Source organism: Pasteurella oralis (assembly GCF_042681465.1).
Classification (GTDB): Bacteria; Pseudomonadota; Gammaproteobacteria; order Enterobacterales; family Pasteurellaceae; genus Pasteurella; species Pasteurella oralis.
The window spans coordinates 307842-323484 of record NZ_JBHUFP010000004.1 but is presented as its reverse complement, the minus strand read 5'-3'; the positions used below and the strand labels follow the sequence as shown (position 1 = coordinate 323484).

13 protein-coding genes are annotated in these 15643 nt (G+C 38.5%); all 13 read right to left on the bottom strand.

Features of this window, described 5'->3' with window-relative positions:
* Positions 1-67: 67 nt before the first annotated feature.
* The 13 genes from ACFSAV_RS03270 to murF all read right to left on the bottom strand — a co-directional run bounded on the left by ACFSAV_RS03270 (position 68) and on the right by murF (position 15643).
* The gene (locus tag ACFSAV_RS03270; protein WP_379096138.1) at positions 68-1231 is read right to left on the bottom strand and encodes a chorismate mutase; all 1164 of its coding nucleotides are present in this window, start codon (positions 1229-1231) and stop codon (positions 68-70) included.
* A gap of 58 nt (positions 1232-1289) precedes the next feature.
* Positions 1290-2444, bottom strand: coding sequence for an iron-containing alcohol dehydrogenase (locus ACFSAV_RS03265; protein WP_379096135.1), 1155 nt, complete (start codon positions 2442-2444; stop codon positions 1290-1292).
* Between the two features lie 229 nt (positions 2445-2673).
* Entirely contained in the window at positions 2674-3591 is a 918-nt protein-coding gene (lpxC, locus tag ACFSAV_RS03260; protein WP_379096132.1) for a UDP-3-O-acyl-N-acetylglucosamine deacetylase, read from the bottom strand.
* Positions 3592-3636: 45 nt separating this feature from the next.
* Positions 3637-4941 carry a cell division protein FtsZ gene (gene ftsZ / locus ACFSAV_RS03255; RefSeq protein ID WP_101774656.1) on the bottom strand — a complete coding sequence of 435 codons (1305 nt, stop codon included), beginning with the start codon at positions 4939-4941 and terminating at the stop codon, positions 3637-3639.
* Between the two features lie 84 nt (positions 4942-5025).
* Positions 5026-6306: a cell division protein FtsA gene (gene ftsA, locus ACFSAV_RS03250; protein ID WP_101774655.1), complete on the bottom strand. Its 1281-nt coding sequence runs from the start codon at positions 6304-6306 to the stop codon at positions 5026-5028.
* Positions 6307-6331: 25 nt separating this feature from the next.
* Positions 6332-7108, bottom strand: coding sequence for a cell division protein FtsQ/DivIB (locus ACFSAV_RS03245; RefSeq protein ID WP_379096128.1), 777 nt, complete (start codon positions 7106-7108; stop codon positions 6332-6334).
* A complete protein-coding gene (locus ACFSAV_RS03240) occupies positions 7105-8034 on the bottom strand; it encodes a D-alanine--D-alanine ligase (protein WP_379096462.1) in 930 nt (309 codons plus the stop codon). The genes ACFSAV_RS03245 and ACFSAV_RS03240 overlap by 4 nt, the downstream gene beginning before the upstream one ends.
* 12 nt (positions 8035-8046) lie before the next feature.
* Positions 8047-9495, bottom strand: a complete 1449-nt coding sequence (gene murC, locus ACFSAV_RS03235) for a UDP-N-acetylmuramate--L-alanine ligase (RefSeq protein WP_379096125.1) — start codon at positions 9493-9495, stop codon at positions 8047-8049.
* A gap of 16 nt (positions 9496-9511) precedes the next feature.
* Complete coding sequence (gene murG / locus ACFSAV_RS03230; protein ID WP_379096123.1) at positions 9512-10570, bottom strand: undecaprenyldiphospho-muramoylpentapeptide beta-N-acetylglucosaminyltransferase; 1059 nt, start codon at positions 10568-10570, stop codon at positions 9512-9514.
* An 80-nt stretch (positions 10571-10650) separates the two neighbouring features.
* Positions 10651-11841, bottom strand: coding sequence for a putative lipid II flippase FtsW (gene ftsW, locus ACFSAV_RS03225; RefSeq protein ID WP_379096120.1), 1191 nt, complete (start codon positions 11839-11841; stop codon positions 10651-10653).
* Between the two features lie 11 nt (positions 11842-11852).
* Positions 11853-13157: a UDP-N-acetylmuramoyl-L-alanine--D-glutamate ligase gene (gene murD / locus ACFSAV_RS03220; RefSeq protein ID WP_379096117.1), complete on the bottom strand. Its 1305-nt coding sequence runs from the start codon at positions 13155-13157 to the stop codon at positions 11853-11855.
* A 24-nt stretch (positions 13158-13181) separates the two neighbouring features.
* On the bottom strand, positions 13182-14264 hold the full coding sequence (gene mraY / locus ACFSAV_RS03215) for a phospho-N-acetylmuramoyl-pentapeptide-transferase (protein ID WP_379096114.1): 1083 nt from the start codon (positions 14262-14264) through the stop codon (positions 13182-13184).
* On the bottom strand, positions 14258-15643 hold the full coding sequence (murF, locus tag ACFSAV_RS03210; RefSeq protein ID WP_379096112.1) for a UDP-N-acetylmuramoyl-tripeptide--D-alanyl-D-alanine ligase: 1386 nt from the start codon (positions 15641-15643) through the stop codon (positions 14258-14260). Before murF ends, mraY begins: the two co-directional genes overlap by 7 nt.

The following is a 15643-nucleotide window of genomic DNA, read 5'->3' as shown; positions in this document are numbered from 1 at the left end:
TTCAATCTCCTTCAATACTTAAACTTTTTGACTTTTAAAGAAATAAATACATCACAAAAAAGATATGTTATACCTCAAGTTCAACGGGTTTGATAATTTCACTTGGATAGCAACCTAATACTTTTAAATAGTTACTGTATTGTTTAAGCTCTTCAAGCGCTTGTTGTGTTTCAGGATTATGAATATTCGCTTCGATTTCTAAATAAAACATCTCCTCCCAAGGTTTACCATAAATAGGACGCGATTCTAATTTAGTCATATTAATTTGATGCCTTTTAAAGACTAACAAAGCATCAACCAATGCCCCTGCTTTTTGTGCAGTACTCATCAAAAGTAACGTTTTAGTATGAATTTGAGGCGATACTTTTAATGCTGTCTTGGCAACAACAATAAAGCGCGTAATATTATTTGATTGATTCGCAATATCGGTTTTTAGTACTTTCAATCCATATAAAAGCCCACCATCTTCATTACCCAATGCAGCAATATTGGGTTTATTTAAACTCGCTACGAGTTGCATTGCATGAGAGCTGCTTTCACAATATTCAATATGAACACGATCTAAGCTTTTAATAAATTGGCTACATTGCTGGATTACTTGGGGATGGCTATATAGCGTATCAATTTGGCTTAAATCCTCTTGCTCATTCACTAATACACAATGACGAATAGGATATGCTAGCTCGCCAACTAAGGATAAATCAGTATGTTGTAACAAATCATAGACTTCATTAATCGCGCCTGAAGTCGTATTTTCTAAAGGTAGTATACCATAATCAGCCTCCCCTTGACTCACTTTGGCAAAAATCTCATCAAAGGTACTACAACTTAATTCGACTAACTGTTCCTGATATCGCGTGGCATAATTACGAGCTGCCAAATGCGAATAAGAACCTCGTTTACCTAAGAACGCAATATGAATATTTTGCTCGCGCTGCTCATTTAATTTTTTCTGTAAATAGACTTGCTGTGTAGCGACAGAATCTTCAATGATCCGTTGAAAAATTTGAGTAATATATTGCGCTTCAAGCTGATAATTTTGTGCTTCTGCGAATTGAATTAATTCCTGTAATAACTGTTGTTCGCGCTCCAAATCACGTAATGGCTTTTGGCTGACTTCTTTACTGCGTGCAACATCAAAAGCCAAACGATGGCGCTCAGATAATAATTTCAACAAATTACGATCAATTTGTGTAATTTGCTGACGAATTTCACTTAAATCAAAAGACATATGACTTTCCTGTATCAAATCAAAACTCGGGAAAAACTAACCGCACTTTCGCTAAGTATTATAATGCGGCATATAAGATTTCCTTGATCGCCTGACGATCTAAGTTCTTATGTTCACCTAAGTTACTACCTTGATGTTTAATTAATTTATCTAAAATAACAGAAAATTGGCTGTCATCAATAGCATAATCACGAAAACGTGTTTTAACCCCCATTTGCTCAAAGAAGTAGCGGGTTTTATCAATAGCAACTTGTACAGCTTCATCTTGATCCTGACCTTGATAGCCCCACACACGTTGTGCGAATTGAATTAATTTTTCACGTTTATGTGCTTTTTGATATGTCATTAAAGCAGGGACAATGACAGCTAATGTTTGAGCATGATCTAAGCCATATTGTGCAGTCAGTTCGTGTCCAATGGCATGGGATGCCCAATCTTGCGGTACGCCAACACCTAGAATATCATTTAGAGCCATTGTAGCTGCCCACATAATATTGGCTCTAACGTCATAGTCGGTTGGATTAACCAGTGCCTTTGGTCCTTCTTCAACTAAAGTTTGGAATACCCCTTCTGCAAAACGATCTTGAATTTTGGCATTCACTGGATATGTCATATACTGTTCAAAAGTGTGTACAAAAGCATCTACCACGCCATTTGCAGTTTGTCGAGCAGGTAAAGAATAAGTCGTGGTGGGATCGAGCACAGCAAATTGTGGGCGAATCAAACGCGAAGCAAAAGATAATTTTTCAGCGGTTTGTTTACGGCTAATTACCGCATAGCTATTCATTTCTGAGCCAGTCGCAGGCAATGTCATGATAACACCAATCGGTAAAGCACGTTCAATTCGTGCATGTTTTGCCAAAATATCCCAAGCTTCCCCATTAAAGTGAACCGCACTAGCAATAAACTTGCTACCATCTAATACAGAACCACCTCCCACAGCCAGAATAAAATCTAAGTTTTCTTGCTTAACCAGTGCAACGGCATTCATCAAAGTTTCATAAGTTGGATTTGGCTCAATACCAGAAAACTCAACCCAATGAAAACCATCTAATGCTTGTTCAACCTGTGCAAATACACCATTTTTCCTCACACTACCACCACCTGTAGTAACTAGAATACGAGCATTTCGCGGAATGTGCTTATTGATAGCCTGAATTTGACCTTTACCAAACATCGCTAATGTAGGTAATTGGAATGTAAAATTAAGCATACTCATTCTCCTTTTGATGAAATAGTACTCACACGATATTTAAAGTGCGGTCAATTTTTCGCAAATTTTAACACGTTAGCACTAGCAATAGTGTTTTAGTTCTAATTAAGCTTCAAATTCCTTATCAGCAATATACTTAATACTGAGCTGATCTTAACAGCTAAATATACGAGAAAATAAAAAAGCTATACTCGGTTAAAAGTATAGCTTTTTCATCAAAATAAGCGAATTAAATCAACACTTGCGTTGGCGCGGCATAACCTTGCGGCACAGTTTGCTTGTCTTCAAAAGTAACAAACTCCCAAGCATCTTGATTCTCTAACACCGCTCTTAACAATTTGTTATTTAAGCCATGACCTGATTTATAAGCTTTAAAATCACCAATAATATTATAACCAGCCATATATAAATCACCGATAGCATCCAACATTTTATGGCGAACTAATTCATCTTTAAAACGTAAGCCATCTTCATTCAAAATACGGTAATCATCTAATACAATCGCATTATCTAAACTACCGCCTAATGCAAGACCTTGCGACTGAAGATATTCAATATCTTTCATAAAACCAAACGTTCTTGCACGGCTAATTTGTTGAACAAAAGCTTGTGCTGAAAAATCCATAACATAGTTACGAACATCTTTACCAATTGCAGGATGTTCAAAATCAATCGTGAAATCTAAGCGAAAACCATTATATGGCGTAAATTCAGCCCATTTATCACCGTCTTCTACACGTACTTTTTGTTTTACACGAATAAATTTCTTCGCTGCATTTTGCTCTTCAATACCAGCATCAAGTAAAAGGTAGATAAACGGACTTGCACTACCATCCATAATTGGAATTTCTGGTGCATCAACTTCAATAATGACGTTATCAATCCCTAAACCAGCAAGTGCTGCATTTAAGTGTTCAACTGTCGAAATACGCACACCTTCTTCATTAACTAAACAAGTACAAAGCATGGTATCACGCACTGCATTAGCATTTGCAGGAAAAGTGACTGGTGGGTTTAAGTCTGTACGACAATAAATCACCCCTGTGTTTGGCATCGCAGGGCGTAGAGTCAATGTGACTTTATTACCACTATGCAACCCCACACCAGTTACTTTAATGCTTTGTTTTAATGTTCTCTGTTTAATCATATTCTTCTCTTAACTTATTGTGTGTACAACAAGATTAATTGCAAATTATTTATCTGTATTACGGATGAAATTTTGTACATTAAACAAATTTTCATCTTTTTGCAAGTTATTCGTTGGACGCGCAGTAATTGGTGTGTCCAAAATACTTGTTTTAGTCAAATCTGTTGGGCGTGGTGGAACATGGTTTGGTTGTGCCCCATAGCCCTGTGTCGCTGCTGGATGACTACTTAAATTAGCAGGTTGTAATGGTCTTGATTCGCCAGCAGTAGTATGTTGAATAGGTTGTTGACGATGCATTTGCGGCATTTCTGGTCCTTCAATATCACCAATACCTGTTGCTACAATAGTTACACGAATTTCATCTACCATTTCTGGTACTAATGTTGTTCCAATTACAACCGTTGCTTCTTCAGAAGCAAACTCAGCTACAGTTTGACCAACTACATTAAACTCGTCTAAACCAAGATCCATACCAGAGGTGATATTGACTAACACACCTTTCGCACCAGAAAGATCGACACGTTCTAATAAATCACTTTTTACTGCAATGCGTGTCGCATCTTCTGCACGACCTTCACCAGCAGGACCTTTACAAGAACCAAAGCCAATCATAGCTTGTCCCATTTCAGACATAACGGTACGAACGTCTGCAAAGTCTACGTTGATTAAACCTGGTGAAGTAATCATATCTGAAATACCTGTTACTGAATTACGTAACACATCATTAGCAGCAGAGAAGGCTTGGAGTAATGTTGCATTTTTAGGTAATGCTTTAGCTAATTGTTCATTAGGAATAATAATTAGAGAATCGACGTGTTTAGAAAGTTCTTTAATCCCCATTTCAGCAAACAACATACGCTTTTTGCCTTCAAATGAGAATGGTTTAGTAACAACAGCAACGGTTAAAATACCAAGCTCTTTTGCAATCTGCGCAACAATTGGAGCAGCACCAGTCCCTGTACCACCACCCATACCAGCAGCAATAAAGACCATATCAGCACCTTCAAGCATTGCACGAATAGCTTCTTGATCGTCTTCTGCAGCTTTACGTCCAACATTTGGATTTGCACCTGCACCTAAGCCTTTCGTTGTTGAACCACCAATCTGTACAGTTTGTTGAACTTGGCTTTTGCGTAACGCTTGAGCATCAGTATTCACAGCATAAAAAATAATTTTGCCATGTTCATCTGAATTCATTATAGCTTCGTCTAATAGCGTACCACCAATATCATTTTTAATCATACTGGCTACCATATGGTTTACAGCGTTACCACCGCCGCCACCGACGCCCACAACTTTGATGAGAGCTCCGTCCATTTCACCAAGATCGTAATCTACTGGTTCAAACATATTCATTCTCCGTCAATGCTAATTCTCTGCTAGCACATTATTAAAACCTAAATATTTCTTATTGTAGATGAAAAACTGGAATTCTCAAAATTCTGAACCCACTTTCTTTGCAAATTTTTTCATTCCCGACCATAAAGAACCAAAAAATCCACTTTCATTACTATAAGCATCATTCATCGGACTTTCATCATTACTGCTATATTCATATTGTAACAAACCCAGTACAGTAGAATATTGCGGTTTTTTCTCAACAAGGTGAGTTACTCCTGTAATATTTAATGGATTACCAATACGTACATGCAACCCAAATACTTCCGTTGCACACTCTTTTAAATCTTTAATTTGTGCCCCACCACCAGTAATCACAATACCAGCAATGAGCTCAAATTTCATTTGTTTACTTTCTAAATCATATTTAAGCTGAATAAGCTCTTCTTTGACTAGTTCTAGAATTTCTCGATAGCGTCCCGCAGTCACCATAGATAAACGTGCTTTCGAACAACGCTCAATTACACTGCCATCAATACTCATTACATCAAATTGCTCATCTGGATTTTGTCTTGGTGGGCTAACTGCACTGCCATATTTTACTTTGATGTTTTCTGCTTCTACTCGTGAAGTAGTTAAATCATATGCTATATCATCAGTCACACGATTACCTGCATAAGGAATGACTTTACTAAAACGCAAAGAGCCATTGGTATAAACCATGACTTCCATCGTACCTGCACCAAAATCAATCAAGCAAACACCTAAATCTTTTTCATCTTCTGTTAATACAGAATGGCTCGTTGCAATCCCTGAAAAAATCACTTTATCAATTTTTAACTTACAACGTTCAACCGCTTGACGTAAATTATTTAACCAATCTTGGTGACAAGCAATTAAGTGCACATTTGAAGTTAAACGACCACCCTGGAATCCTAGTGGATTTTTAATATTTTTTTGCTGATCAACTGCATATTCTTGTGGCAAACGGTGTAAAACCGCCAATCCTTCTGGCATTTTAATGGAGCTTGCCGTATGCAAAGCAGCATCAATATCCTCTTGAGTCACTTCACCATCTGCAATTGGTGCTGCACCGCTATCATTCCAACTTTGAATATGTTGACCAGTAATAGCTAAAGTCACGCTAATAATTTCACAATCTGCGACAGATTCGGCAAGTTCAATAGCACGCTGAACTGAAGTGACAACAGCATTCAAATCCGTAATATTTCCTTTATCAATCCCCTTTGCTGGACAACTTCCTACGCCTAAAATATTCACTACGCCATCAGGTAAAAGTTCTCCAACTAACGCAACCACTTTAGAGGTGCCCACTTCCAATCCAACAATAATTTTTGATTCCACAATTTTTGCCATTTTTTATCACTTCATATTATCTAAACTAATTTGTGTTAGTATCTGAAAATCCAATTGCTGCACCAACACGATATCTCAAATCAACATAAGATAATTTCTTATTCTCTGGGACTTCAATTTGTGGATAAATTGTGACAAAACGGTCAAGTTTTGCCTTCCACTCACCTCTGCCTAATTTTAATACAAGATCATTATCAAGTACAATTTGCCATGCACCACGATCATCAATTGCAACTGCTTTTAAAACCAAACCTTTTTCTTTTAGATTTGCATAAACTTGATTCCAAGCTTCTAATACTTTGGCACTTTGATAGTCAGGTCCAGATAAGTGCGGTAAGTTTTTATCATTTAACTTTTCAAATGGTAACTGAAAGATAGAACCATCGCTGGATAAAAATTCACTCTCATTCCAAATGGCAATTGGTGTATATTCAGCCAACGTAATACTTAACTTATCAGGCCATATTTTGCGTACGACAGCGCCTTTTACCCAAGGCATCGTTTCAATTTGTTCACGAACTGCATCAATATCTTGCCCAAAAAAACCTTTCAGTTCACCCATTTTCAACACAGCATCTCGTATATCATCATAGGTAGTAAAACTTGGCGTACCAGCAAGAATAAACGCGCTAATTGGCTTATTATCTAACCGTTCCATCAATTTTTGCCAATTGGAATAAGCATAAAAAAACACCGCAGCAAAAAATAACAAGCAAACTAATTTCACATTTTTAATCAGAAGTGCTTTTGAATCACTTGGTTTTTTAATACCTTGGGTCGTTTTACGTTTTAAGCCTTTCATTCAGCGCTCAACTCCAAAATTCTGACCACTAATTGTTCGAAAGAATAGCCAACTGTTGCTGCAGATTTAGGAAACAAACTATGGCTTGTCATGCCTGGGTTAGTATTGACTTCCACTAAACGGAACTCGCCTTTGCTATCTAACATAACATCAACACGGCTCCAACCACGACAACCTACAACATCATAAGCACGCTTAACTAATTGTTTTAATTTTAATTCTCGCTCTTCACTCAAACCAGACGGGCAAAAATATTGTGTATTATCTGAAACATATTTTGCCTCATAATCATAAAATTCACCTTCAGGTACAATACGAATTGATGGCAACACTTCATTATCTAATACAGGCACGGTCAATTCATCACCCGCTAGCCACTCTTCAATTAACACTGTTTCATCATATTTAAGTGCGAAATCTACCGCACTTTTCAATTCTCCAACAGTGTTGACCTTCGTTAACCCAACACTGGATCCCTCTAACGAAGGTTTTACCATAAGTGGCAAGCCTAATTTTTCGACAACAGCGCTTGGATTAAGTTCTGATACATTGTTTTTCGTCACAATTTCCATCTCGGCCACAGGCAAACCAAAGGCTTTCCATAACATTTTTGTACGCATTTTATCCATCGTTAACGCTGATGTCATGACACCACAACCAGTATAAGGAATACCAATTTGTTCTAATAGACCTTGCATCGTGCCATCTTCACCACCCCGCCCATGTAAGATATTAAATACGCGATCAAAACCTTGTTCTTTTAATGTCGCAACAGGGAACTCTTTTGGATCGATTGGATGAGCATTAAAGCCCTGATTCAATAGCGCATTTAATACCGCTTGGCCTGAATTTAACGATACTTCTCGTTCCGCCGAGGTTCCGCCTAGTAACACTGCTATTTTTTGTTGTTTTAATGCTTTTTTCATCTTGCTATCCATTTATTCCTTAGTCCAATTTTCAGCTAATTGACGCGCAATTTTACTTACATTACCTGCACCCTGCGCCAAAATTAAGTCACCATCTTGTAAGACTTGATCAAGAATCTCACCTAATTGGCTATGATCAGCAACAAAAATCGGATCGACTTTACCCAAATTGCGAATTGAACGGCATAACGAACGACTATCTGCACCTGCAATTGGTGCCTCACCAGCAGCATACACATCAAGCATAATCAATGTGTCAACTTGCGAAAGCACTTGGACAAAATCATCAAACAAATCTCTGGTTCTTGAATAACGATGAGGTTGGAAAATCATCGCAACACGTTTATTTCCCCAGCCTTGACGTGCCGCTTGAATAGTGACTCCAACTTCTGTTGGATGATGACCATAATCGTCTACCAACATCACTTTGCCATTTGGACGAATGAATTGCCCTAATTGATCAAAACGACGACCAGCCCCTTGGAAATCTGCTAATGCAGCTAAGATCGCTTCATTAGCAATACCTTCTTCTTTTGCTACAGCTAAAGCAGCTGTTGCATTTAATGCATTGTGACGACCCGGTACATTTAACAAAACATCAATACGCTCACCTGTTGGTGTAATCACCGTATAATGTCCTTGGAAGCCCGTTTGTTGATAATCTTCAATGCGATAATCTGCTTTTTCAGCAAAACCATAAGTAATCACTTGACGTCCAACTTTAGGTGTCAGCTCAGTAAGAACATCATCATCAGCACAAAGAACGGCTAAACCGTAGAAAGGTAAGTTATGGAGAAAATTCACATAAGTCTGTTTCATTTCCTCAAAAGAGCCATGATAAGTTTCCATATGATCTGGTTCAATATTCGTTACAACAGACACCATAGGTTGCAAATGTAAAAAAGACGCATCACTTTCATCCGCCTCTGCAATTAAATAGCGACTACAACCTAAATGGGCATTAGTTCCTGCTGATTTAACCAATCCCCCATTAACAAAAGTAGGGTCTAATCCTGCCTGAGCATAAATCATTGAAATCATTGCGGTAGTTGTAGTTTTACCATGTGTCCCAGCAATAGCAATGCCATGACGAAAACGCATAATTTCTGCTAACATCTGTGCACGTTGGATCACAGGAATACGTTTTTCTTGAGCAGCAACAACTTCAAGATTATCTGGCTTAATTGCACTTGATACAACAACTACGCTTGCGCCATCAATGTTTTCTGCGGCATGGGAAAAATAAATTTTGGCTCCTAATGAAATTAAACGATTTGTGACCGCACTTTCCATAATGTCAGAGCCTGTCACAAAATATCCTTCATTCAGTAAGACTTCAGCAATTCCTCCCATACCAGCACCACCAATTCCTACAAAATGAATCTGGCGTACACGGCGCATTTCAGGAATAACATCGCGTACTCGTTGTTGAAATTCTTTTCCACATTTTGATCTCATCATGCTTCTGTCCTACTTTTTAATTTGCTTCTTCAATGATCACGTCAGCGACGCGTTGTGCAGCAAGTGGTGTTGCCATCGCTTTGGCTTTGGTTGCCATTACTCGCAGTTTTTCGCGATCCAATTGATTTAATAAATCAACTAATGCTTGTGCACTCAAATCTTTTTGCTGAATAATTTCTGCTGCACCGACATCAGCCAAATATTTTGCATTTAAATATTGTTGTTGGTCTTTATGTTGGAATGGTACAAAAATAGCCGCTGTGCCGACGGCAGCTAATTCACAAACAGTTAACGCCCCAGAACGGCAAATAACAATATCTGCCCAAGCATAAGCTTCTGCTATGTCATCAATAAATTCTGTCACACTCACAGCAGCATAAGTTGCATATAGTGCTTCTACTTCTTCTACTGCACCTTTTCCTACTTGATGGCGCACTTCAAGCTTATCGCTCAATTGGGCAATCACTTGGGGTAAAGTATGATTTAATACTCTTGCCCCTTGACTACCACCAACCACTAAGATACGTAATTTACCTTCACGATCAGCAAAGCGTTGCTCTGGAGTTGGTTGTAAAAACAGATCTTGGCGGACAGGGTTGCCCACGACTTCAGCGTTTGGAAAGGCAGTTGGAAAAGCCTGCAATACACGCCTTGCAATTTTAGCTAGCCAACTATTTGTTAATCCAGCTACGGCATTTTGTTCATGTAAAATTACAGGCACGCCACAAAGTTTTGCAGCAAGTCCACCCGGTCCTGAAACATAGCCACCCATGCCTAATACTGCATGAGGTTGATATTCTTTAATAATTTGTCGAGCCTGCAATACTGCGCGAAAAATAGCAAAAGGCGCCGCAAGTAACGCTTTAATGCCTTTACCTCGTAAACCAGAAATTTGAATAAATCGAATTGGGATTCCGTGTTTTGGGACCAACTGGGCTTCCATACGATCTTTCGTTCCCAACCAACAGATCTCCCAGCCGCGTTCTTGTAAACATTGTGCAACAGCAATCGCAGGAAACACATGCCCGCCCGTTCCGCCTGCCATAACTAATAATCTTTTATTTTGCCCCGTCACATTCTTTCCTTTTTTATCTTATTTGCGATTTGCCAGTTAATGTTACTTTTAACAAAAGTGCGGTCGATTTTTTACCAATTTTAATCGTCTCGCAAACGAGCTTGACCAATCTGCATTAAACGATTTTCATGATCGATACGTAATAACAACCCCACAGTCATAGACATAATAATTAAACTTGAACCACCATAACTGATCAAAGGGAAAGTAAGCCCTTTGGTTGGTAATAAACCTAATGACATGCCTAAATTGACAAAGCCCTGAAAGAAAATCCAAAAACTAATCCCAAATGCTAAAAAGCCTCTGAAACGTTGTTCTAATAATAACGACTCACGTCCAATTTTCATGGTGCGTAGAATTAATAAACCAAGTAGAATAACAATCACCACAATGCCAAAGAAACCAAATTCTTCACCTACGACTGCCATCACAAAGTCAGTATGCGCTTCTGGCAAATACTCTAATTTTTGAATCGAGTTACCTAATCCTTCACCACCCCATTCACCGCGACCAAACGCCATCAGTGAATTAGATAATTGGAAACCCGTACCATAAGGGTCTTTGAATGGATCTAAAAAGCCAGTGAAACGTTTTAAACGATAAGCAGAAGAAAGGACTAACCAGACAAATAAAAGTCCACCAAATGCGATTAACCCCACAAACTGCCAGAAATTCGCGCCAACAATAAATAACAACCCAAAAGTAATCACAAAAAGTACGACGGTACTCCCTAAGTCGGGCTGTAAAAGTAAAAATGCCCCCATGATCCCCATTAAAGCAAAAGGCTTAAAAGCACTTAATTTACGGCTACGAACCTCATCATATTTACGGGTAAAATAACTGGCTAAAAAACAAGTGAGTGCGAGCTTAGCAAATTCTGCTGGCTGAAAATTAAACAACACCATTGGAATCCAACGCCGAGCACCATTAACAGATAAACCGATCCCAGGAATCAAAACAATAACCAATAAAAATAAAGCTAAGGCAAAAATACGTACATGCCATTTTTCCCATTTTTCAATTGGAATCTGTACACACAAATAACAAGTTACACAAGAAAGAAAAACATAAATCGCATCACGTTTCGCAAAATGGAATGGATCTTTAAACAAGCGTGTGCCGACAGGAATAGAGGCTGAAGAAACTGCCAGCAATCCAATTAAAAGTAATACAATAAATAACCAAAGTAAGGCACGATCGTACAACAAGTTGGTCGGTGTAATACGCGTCCAACGATCATATTGCTGTTTTACTTCTTCTAAAAATTGCATTGATGTATTACCTAACTTAATTGGGCTAAACGGGTAAACGCTTCACCGCGTTTCTCAAAACTTGGAAATTGATCTAAACTAGCACAAGCAGGAGAAAGGAGTACCATATCACCCGCTTTTAAACGAGAGCGTAGCTGCATAATCGCTTGTTCCATATTATCAAAAAGTTGACTTTGCGTTGATAAATTGGCTAATTTTGCCCCATCTTGGCCAAAACAATAACAATAAATATGTGGCTGGTTAATTAAATGTGCTAATTCTGAAAAATCAGCACCTTTGCCATCACCACCTAAGAGCAAGTGCAAATTACCTTCGACATGTAATCCTGTTAATGCTGCAACAGTACTTCCCACATTCGTTGCTTTTGAATCATTGACCCAACGCACACCATGAGCAACATGTGCCAATTGGAAACGATGCGCTAAACCTGCAAAGTGGCGTAATGCAGTACGAATGCCTTCCAGATTAATACCAGCAGCCTGTGCCAAAGCTATAGCGGCTAACGCATTCATATAATTATGACGACCAACTAATTTCATTTCATCACAAGGCAAAATCATTTGCTCTTTTGCCATTAAATACTGCTGACCATTTTCTGTTTTTAACCAATAATCCGCATTTTTTTCGCCAAAACTGACCGCACTTTTCACACTTTCTGTTGACGTTAATGGATCCTCGATATTGACCACTACCGTTTTTGCATTATGATAAATTTTTAATTTAGCTTGGCGATAGTCTTCTAAATCAACATAACGATTCATGTGATCTTCTGTCACATTTAATACTGTGGCAGATATTGCTTGTAAACTATAAGTGGTTTCAAGCTGGAAACTAGACAGTTCAAGCACATAAATATCATGAACCTGATTTAATAAAGAAAGCGCGGGAATACCAATATTCCCCCCCATACCAACTTTCAAGCCAGCGGCTTTTGCCATTTCTGCGACTAATGTTGTGACAGTACTTTTGCCATTCGAGCCTGTAATAGCAATAATCGGTTTGTCTGCTTCACGGCAAAATAACTCAATATCACCAACTACCTCTACCCCAGCAGCAAGTGCGGTCTGAATTTCAGGCGTTTTGATAGCCAAGCCTGGGCTAATCACGATTAAATCACTTTCCAACAACCATTGTTTGTTTAAGCTTCCAGTATGCAGTGGGATATGCTGTGATAATTGTTCTGCCCCTGTTGGTTGTTGACGCGTATCAATAACACGCACATCGGCTTGTTTTGCTAACAAAAAATCAACACAGGATAAACCCGTTTTGCCTAATCCAATAACACAGACTTTTTTATTTTGATAGGAAGTTTGCATTGTTTTTCTCTTATAATTTTATCGTTAACGCAATTTCAAGGTGACTAAACCAATTAACACAAGCATTAAAGAAATAATCCAAAAACGTACAATCACACGTGGTTCTGGCCAGCCTTTTAATTCAAAATGGTGATGAATTGGTGCCATCCGGAAAATACGTTGCTTACGTAACTTATAGGAGCCTACTTGCAAAATCACAGATAAGGTTTCAACCACAAACACCCCGCCCATAATTACTAATAAAAACTCTTGGCGTACTAACACTGCCACTACACCTAATGCGCCGCCAAGCGCAAGGGAACCCACATCGCCCATAAAAACTTGAGCAGGATAAGTATTAAACCATAGGAATCCTAGTCCTGCACCGACAATAGCAGTACAAAAGACAACTAATTCAGCACTAAATTTAATATAAGGAATATGTAAATATTCAGCAAAATTAATGTTACCAGTCGCCCATGCGATCAAAGCAAATGCACCTGCGACAAAAACGGTTGGCATAATGGCTAAGCCATCTAAACCATCAGTTAAATTAACTGCATTACTTGTGCCAACAATCACAAAATAAGCTAATACAACATAAAATAAGCCTAATTGAGGCATAACTTCTTTAAAGAATGGTACGACTAAACGCGTAGCATCAGTATCTTTACCTAACGTATACATACCAAATACAGCAACAAGTGCAATGGCGGATAACCAAAAATATTTCCAACGCGCAATCAGACCATCGGTATTTTTACGTGTAATCTTGCGGTAGTCATCAATAAAACCCACTGCACCATAACCAAATAACACAAACAAGCTAAACCAAATATAAGGATTAGCTAAATTTGCCCATAAAATAGTACTCACCCCAATAGAAAATAAAATCATTACGCCACCCATTGTCGGTGTACCACGCTTACTAAAATGGCTTTCTGGACCATCATCACGCACTTCTTGCCCAAATTTTAGTAGTTGTAAGCGGCGAATCACTTTAGGTCCAATCCATAACGACAATAAAAGTGCGGTCAATAATGCAAGAATTGCACGCACTGTAATATAAGAAATCACATTAAATCCACTGTGATATTGCTGTAAAAACTCACCAAGCCAGACTAACATATAAAATTATCCTTTAAGGTATTAATCACATCTTCCATTTTCATCCGACGCGATCCTTTTGCTAATAATACAATCTTTTGATTTTGTTGTAATTTTTCTTTAATCAAAGTCGTTAAATAAGCACAAAGTGGTGCTTTTTCAGTAAAATGTTGTCCTAAACAAGCTTGAGAAATTGACGCACTTTCTGAGCCAAAAGATAACACTAACTCTAATTGCGCGGCTTTAGCATAATCCGCAACTTGTTGATGACAAAATTGTGTATTTTCACCCAATTCTGCCATATCGCCAACGACTAAAATGCGAAAAGCGGTATATTTTTTTAGCACATTAATCGCAGATTGTAATGAATCCACATTCGCATTATAAGTATCATCTAATAACAATAAATTAGCGCAGGGTTGTACCGGAAATAAACGCCCTTTCACCTCTGAACGCACTTCCAAGCCGTGTTTAACTTGTGCTAAGGTTGCCCCAACATTCATTGCCAACGCGGTGGCGGCTAGAGCATTTTTAATATTATGCTCACCTAAATAAGGCAATTGGATTTGAACATGGTCTGCTGGGGTATGTAAGTCAAAAATGGAACCTGATTCTGTAAACTGTACCTTATCTGCATAAAAATCCGCCTCAGTATCTTGATACGCAAAATATTGTATTTGACGCTCACCAATTTCCGAAGCCCACATTGATGGGCAGTAATCATGCTCTTTATTAACAATAGCAATGCCATGATCTGGCAAACCGCGAAAAATTTCCCCCTTCGCTTTTGCCACGCCCTCAAGGCTACCAAAGCCTTCTAAATGTGCCGCAGCAACATTATTTACTAACGCCACATCTGGTTGAGCTAAACTGGTAGTATAAGCAATTTCACCTTGATGATTAGCGCCTAATTCAATCACTGCAAATTGATGTTGCTCAGTCAGACGTAATAAAGTCAACGGCACGCCAATATCATTATTAAAGTTACCTTGAGTAAACAAAACTTTGTCAAAACCGACCGCACTTTGTAAGATACTTGCCGTCATCTCTTTCACGGTTGTCTTACCAGAAGATCCCGTCATAGCAACAGTTAAAGGTGCAACTTTAGCTTTTATCCACTTGGCTAATACTCCTAACGCGACTCGACTATCCTGCACGACCAATTGCGGTACGAAAACGTTTGGATCCCATTGTTGTACAACTAAAGCAACTGCGCCTTGTTCAACAGCCTGCGCTAAATAATTATGTGCATCAAAATGTTCACCCTTTAACGCAAAAAAAAGGCTTTTGCCAACCATTTGACGTGTGTCAGTATTGATATTTTCCACCACGACATCGCTGCTGCCTACAAGCTGTGCATTTAAAATTTCAGCTAATTGTTTTGTTGTCAGTTTAAGCAT

Excerpts from the sequence above, each read along its gene's own strand:
- ACFSAV_RS03270 (WP_379096138.1), bottom strand. The coding sequence starts at position 1,231 with ATGTCTTTTGATTTAAGTGAAATTCGTCAGCAAATTACACAAATTGAT.
- ACFSAV_RS03265 (WP_379096135.1), bottom strand. The coding sequence starts at position 2,444 with ATGCTTAATTTTACATTCCAATTACCTACATTAGCGATGTTTGGTAAA.
- lpxC (WP_379096132.1), bottom strand. The coding sequence starts at position 3,591 with ATGATTAAACAGAGAACATTAAAACAAAGCATTAAAGTAACTGGTGTG.
- ftsZ (WP_101774656.1), bottom strand. The coding sequence starts at position 4,941 with ATGTTTGAACCAGTAGATTACGATCTTGGTGAAATGGACGGAGCTCTC.
- ftsA (WP_101774655.1), bottom strand. The coding sequence starts at position 6,306 with ATGGCAAAAATTGTGGAATCAAAAATTATTGTTGGATTGGAAGTGGGC.
- ACFSAV_RS03245 (WP_379096128.1), bottom strand. The coding sequence starts at position 7,108 with ATGAAAGGCTTAAAACGTAAAACGACCCAAGGTATTAAAAAACCAAGT.
- ACFSAV_RS03240 (WP_379096462.1), bottom strand. The coding sequence starts at position 8,034 with ATGAAAAAAGCATTAAAACAACAAAAAATAGCAGTGTTACTAGGCGGA.
- murC (WP_379096125.1), bottom strand. The coding sequence starts at position 9,495 with ATGATGAGATCAAAATGTGGAAAAGAATTTCAACAACGAGTACGCGAT.
- ftsW (WP_379096120.1), bottom strand. The coding sequence starts at position 11,841 with ATGCAATTTTTAGAAGAAGTAAAACAGCAATATGATCGTTGGACGCGT.
- murD (WP_379096117.1), bottom strand. The coding sequence starts at position 13,157 with ATGCAAACTTCCTATCAAAATAAAAAAGTCTGTGTTATTGGATTAGGC.
- mraY (WP_379096114.1), bottom strand. The coding sequence starts at position 14,264 with ATGTTAGTCTGGCTTGGTGAGTTTTTACAGCAATATCACAGTGGATTT.
- murF (WP_379096112.1), bottom strand. The coding sequence starts at position 15,643 with ATGCTTAAACTGACAACAAAACAATTAGCTGAAATTTTAAATGCACAG.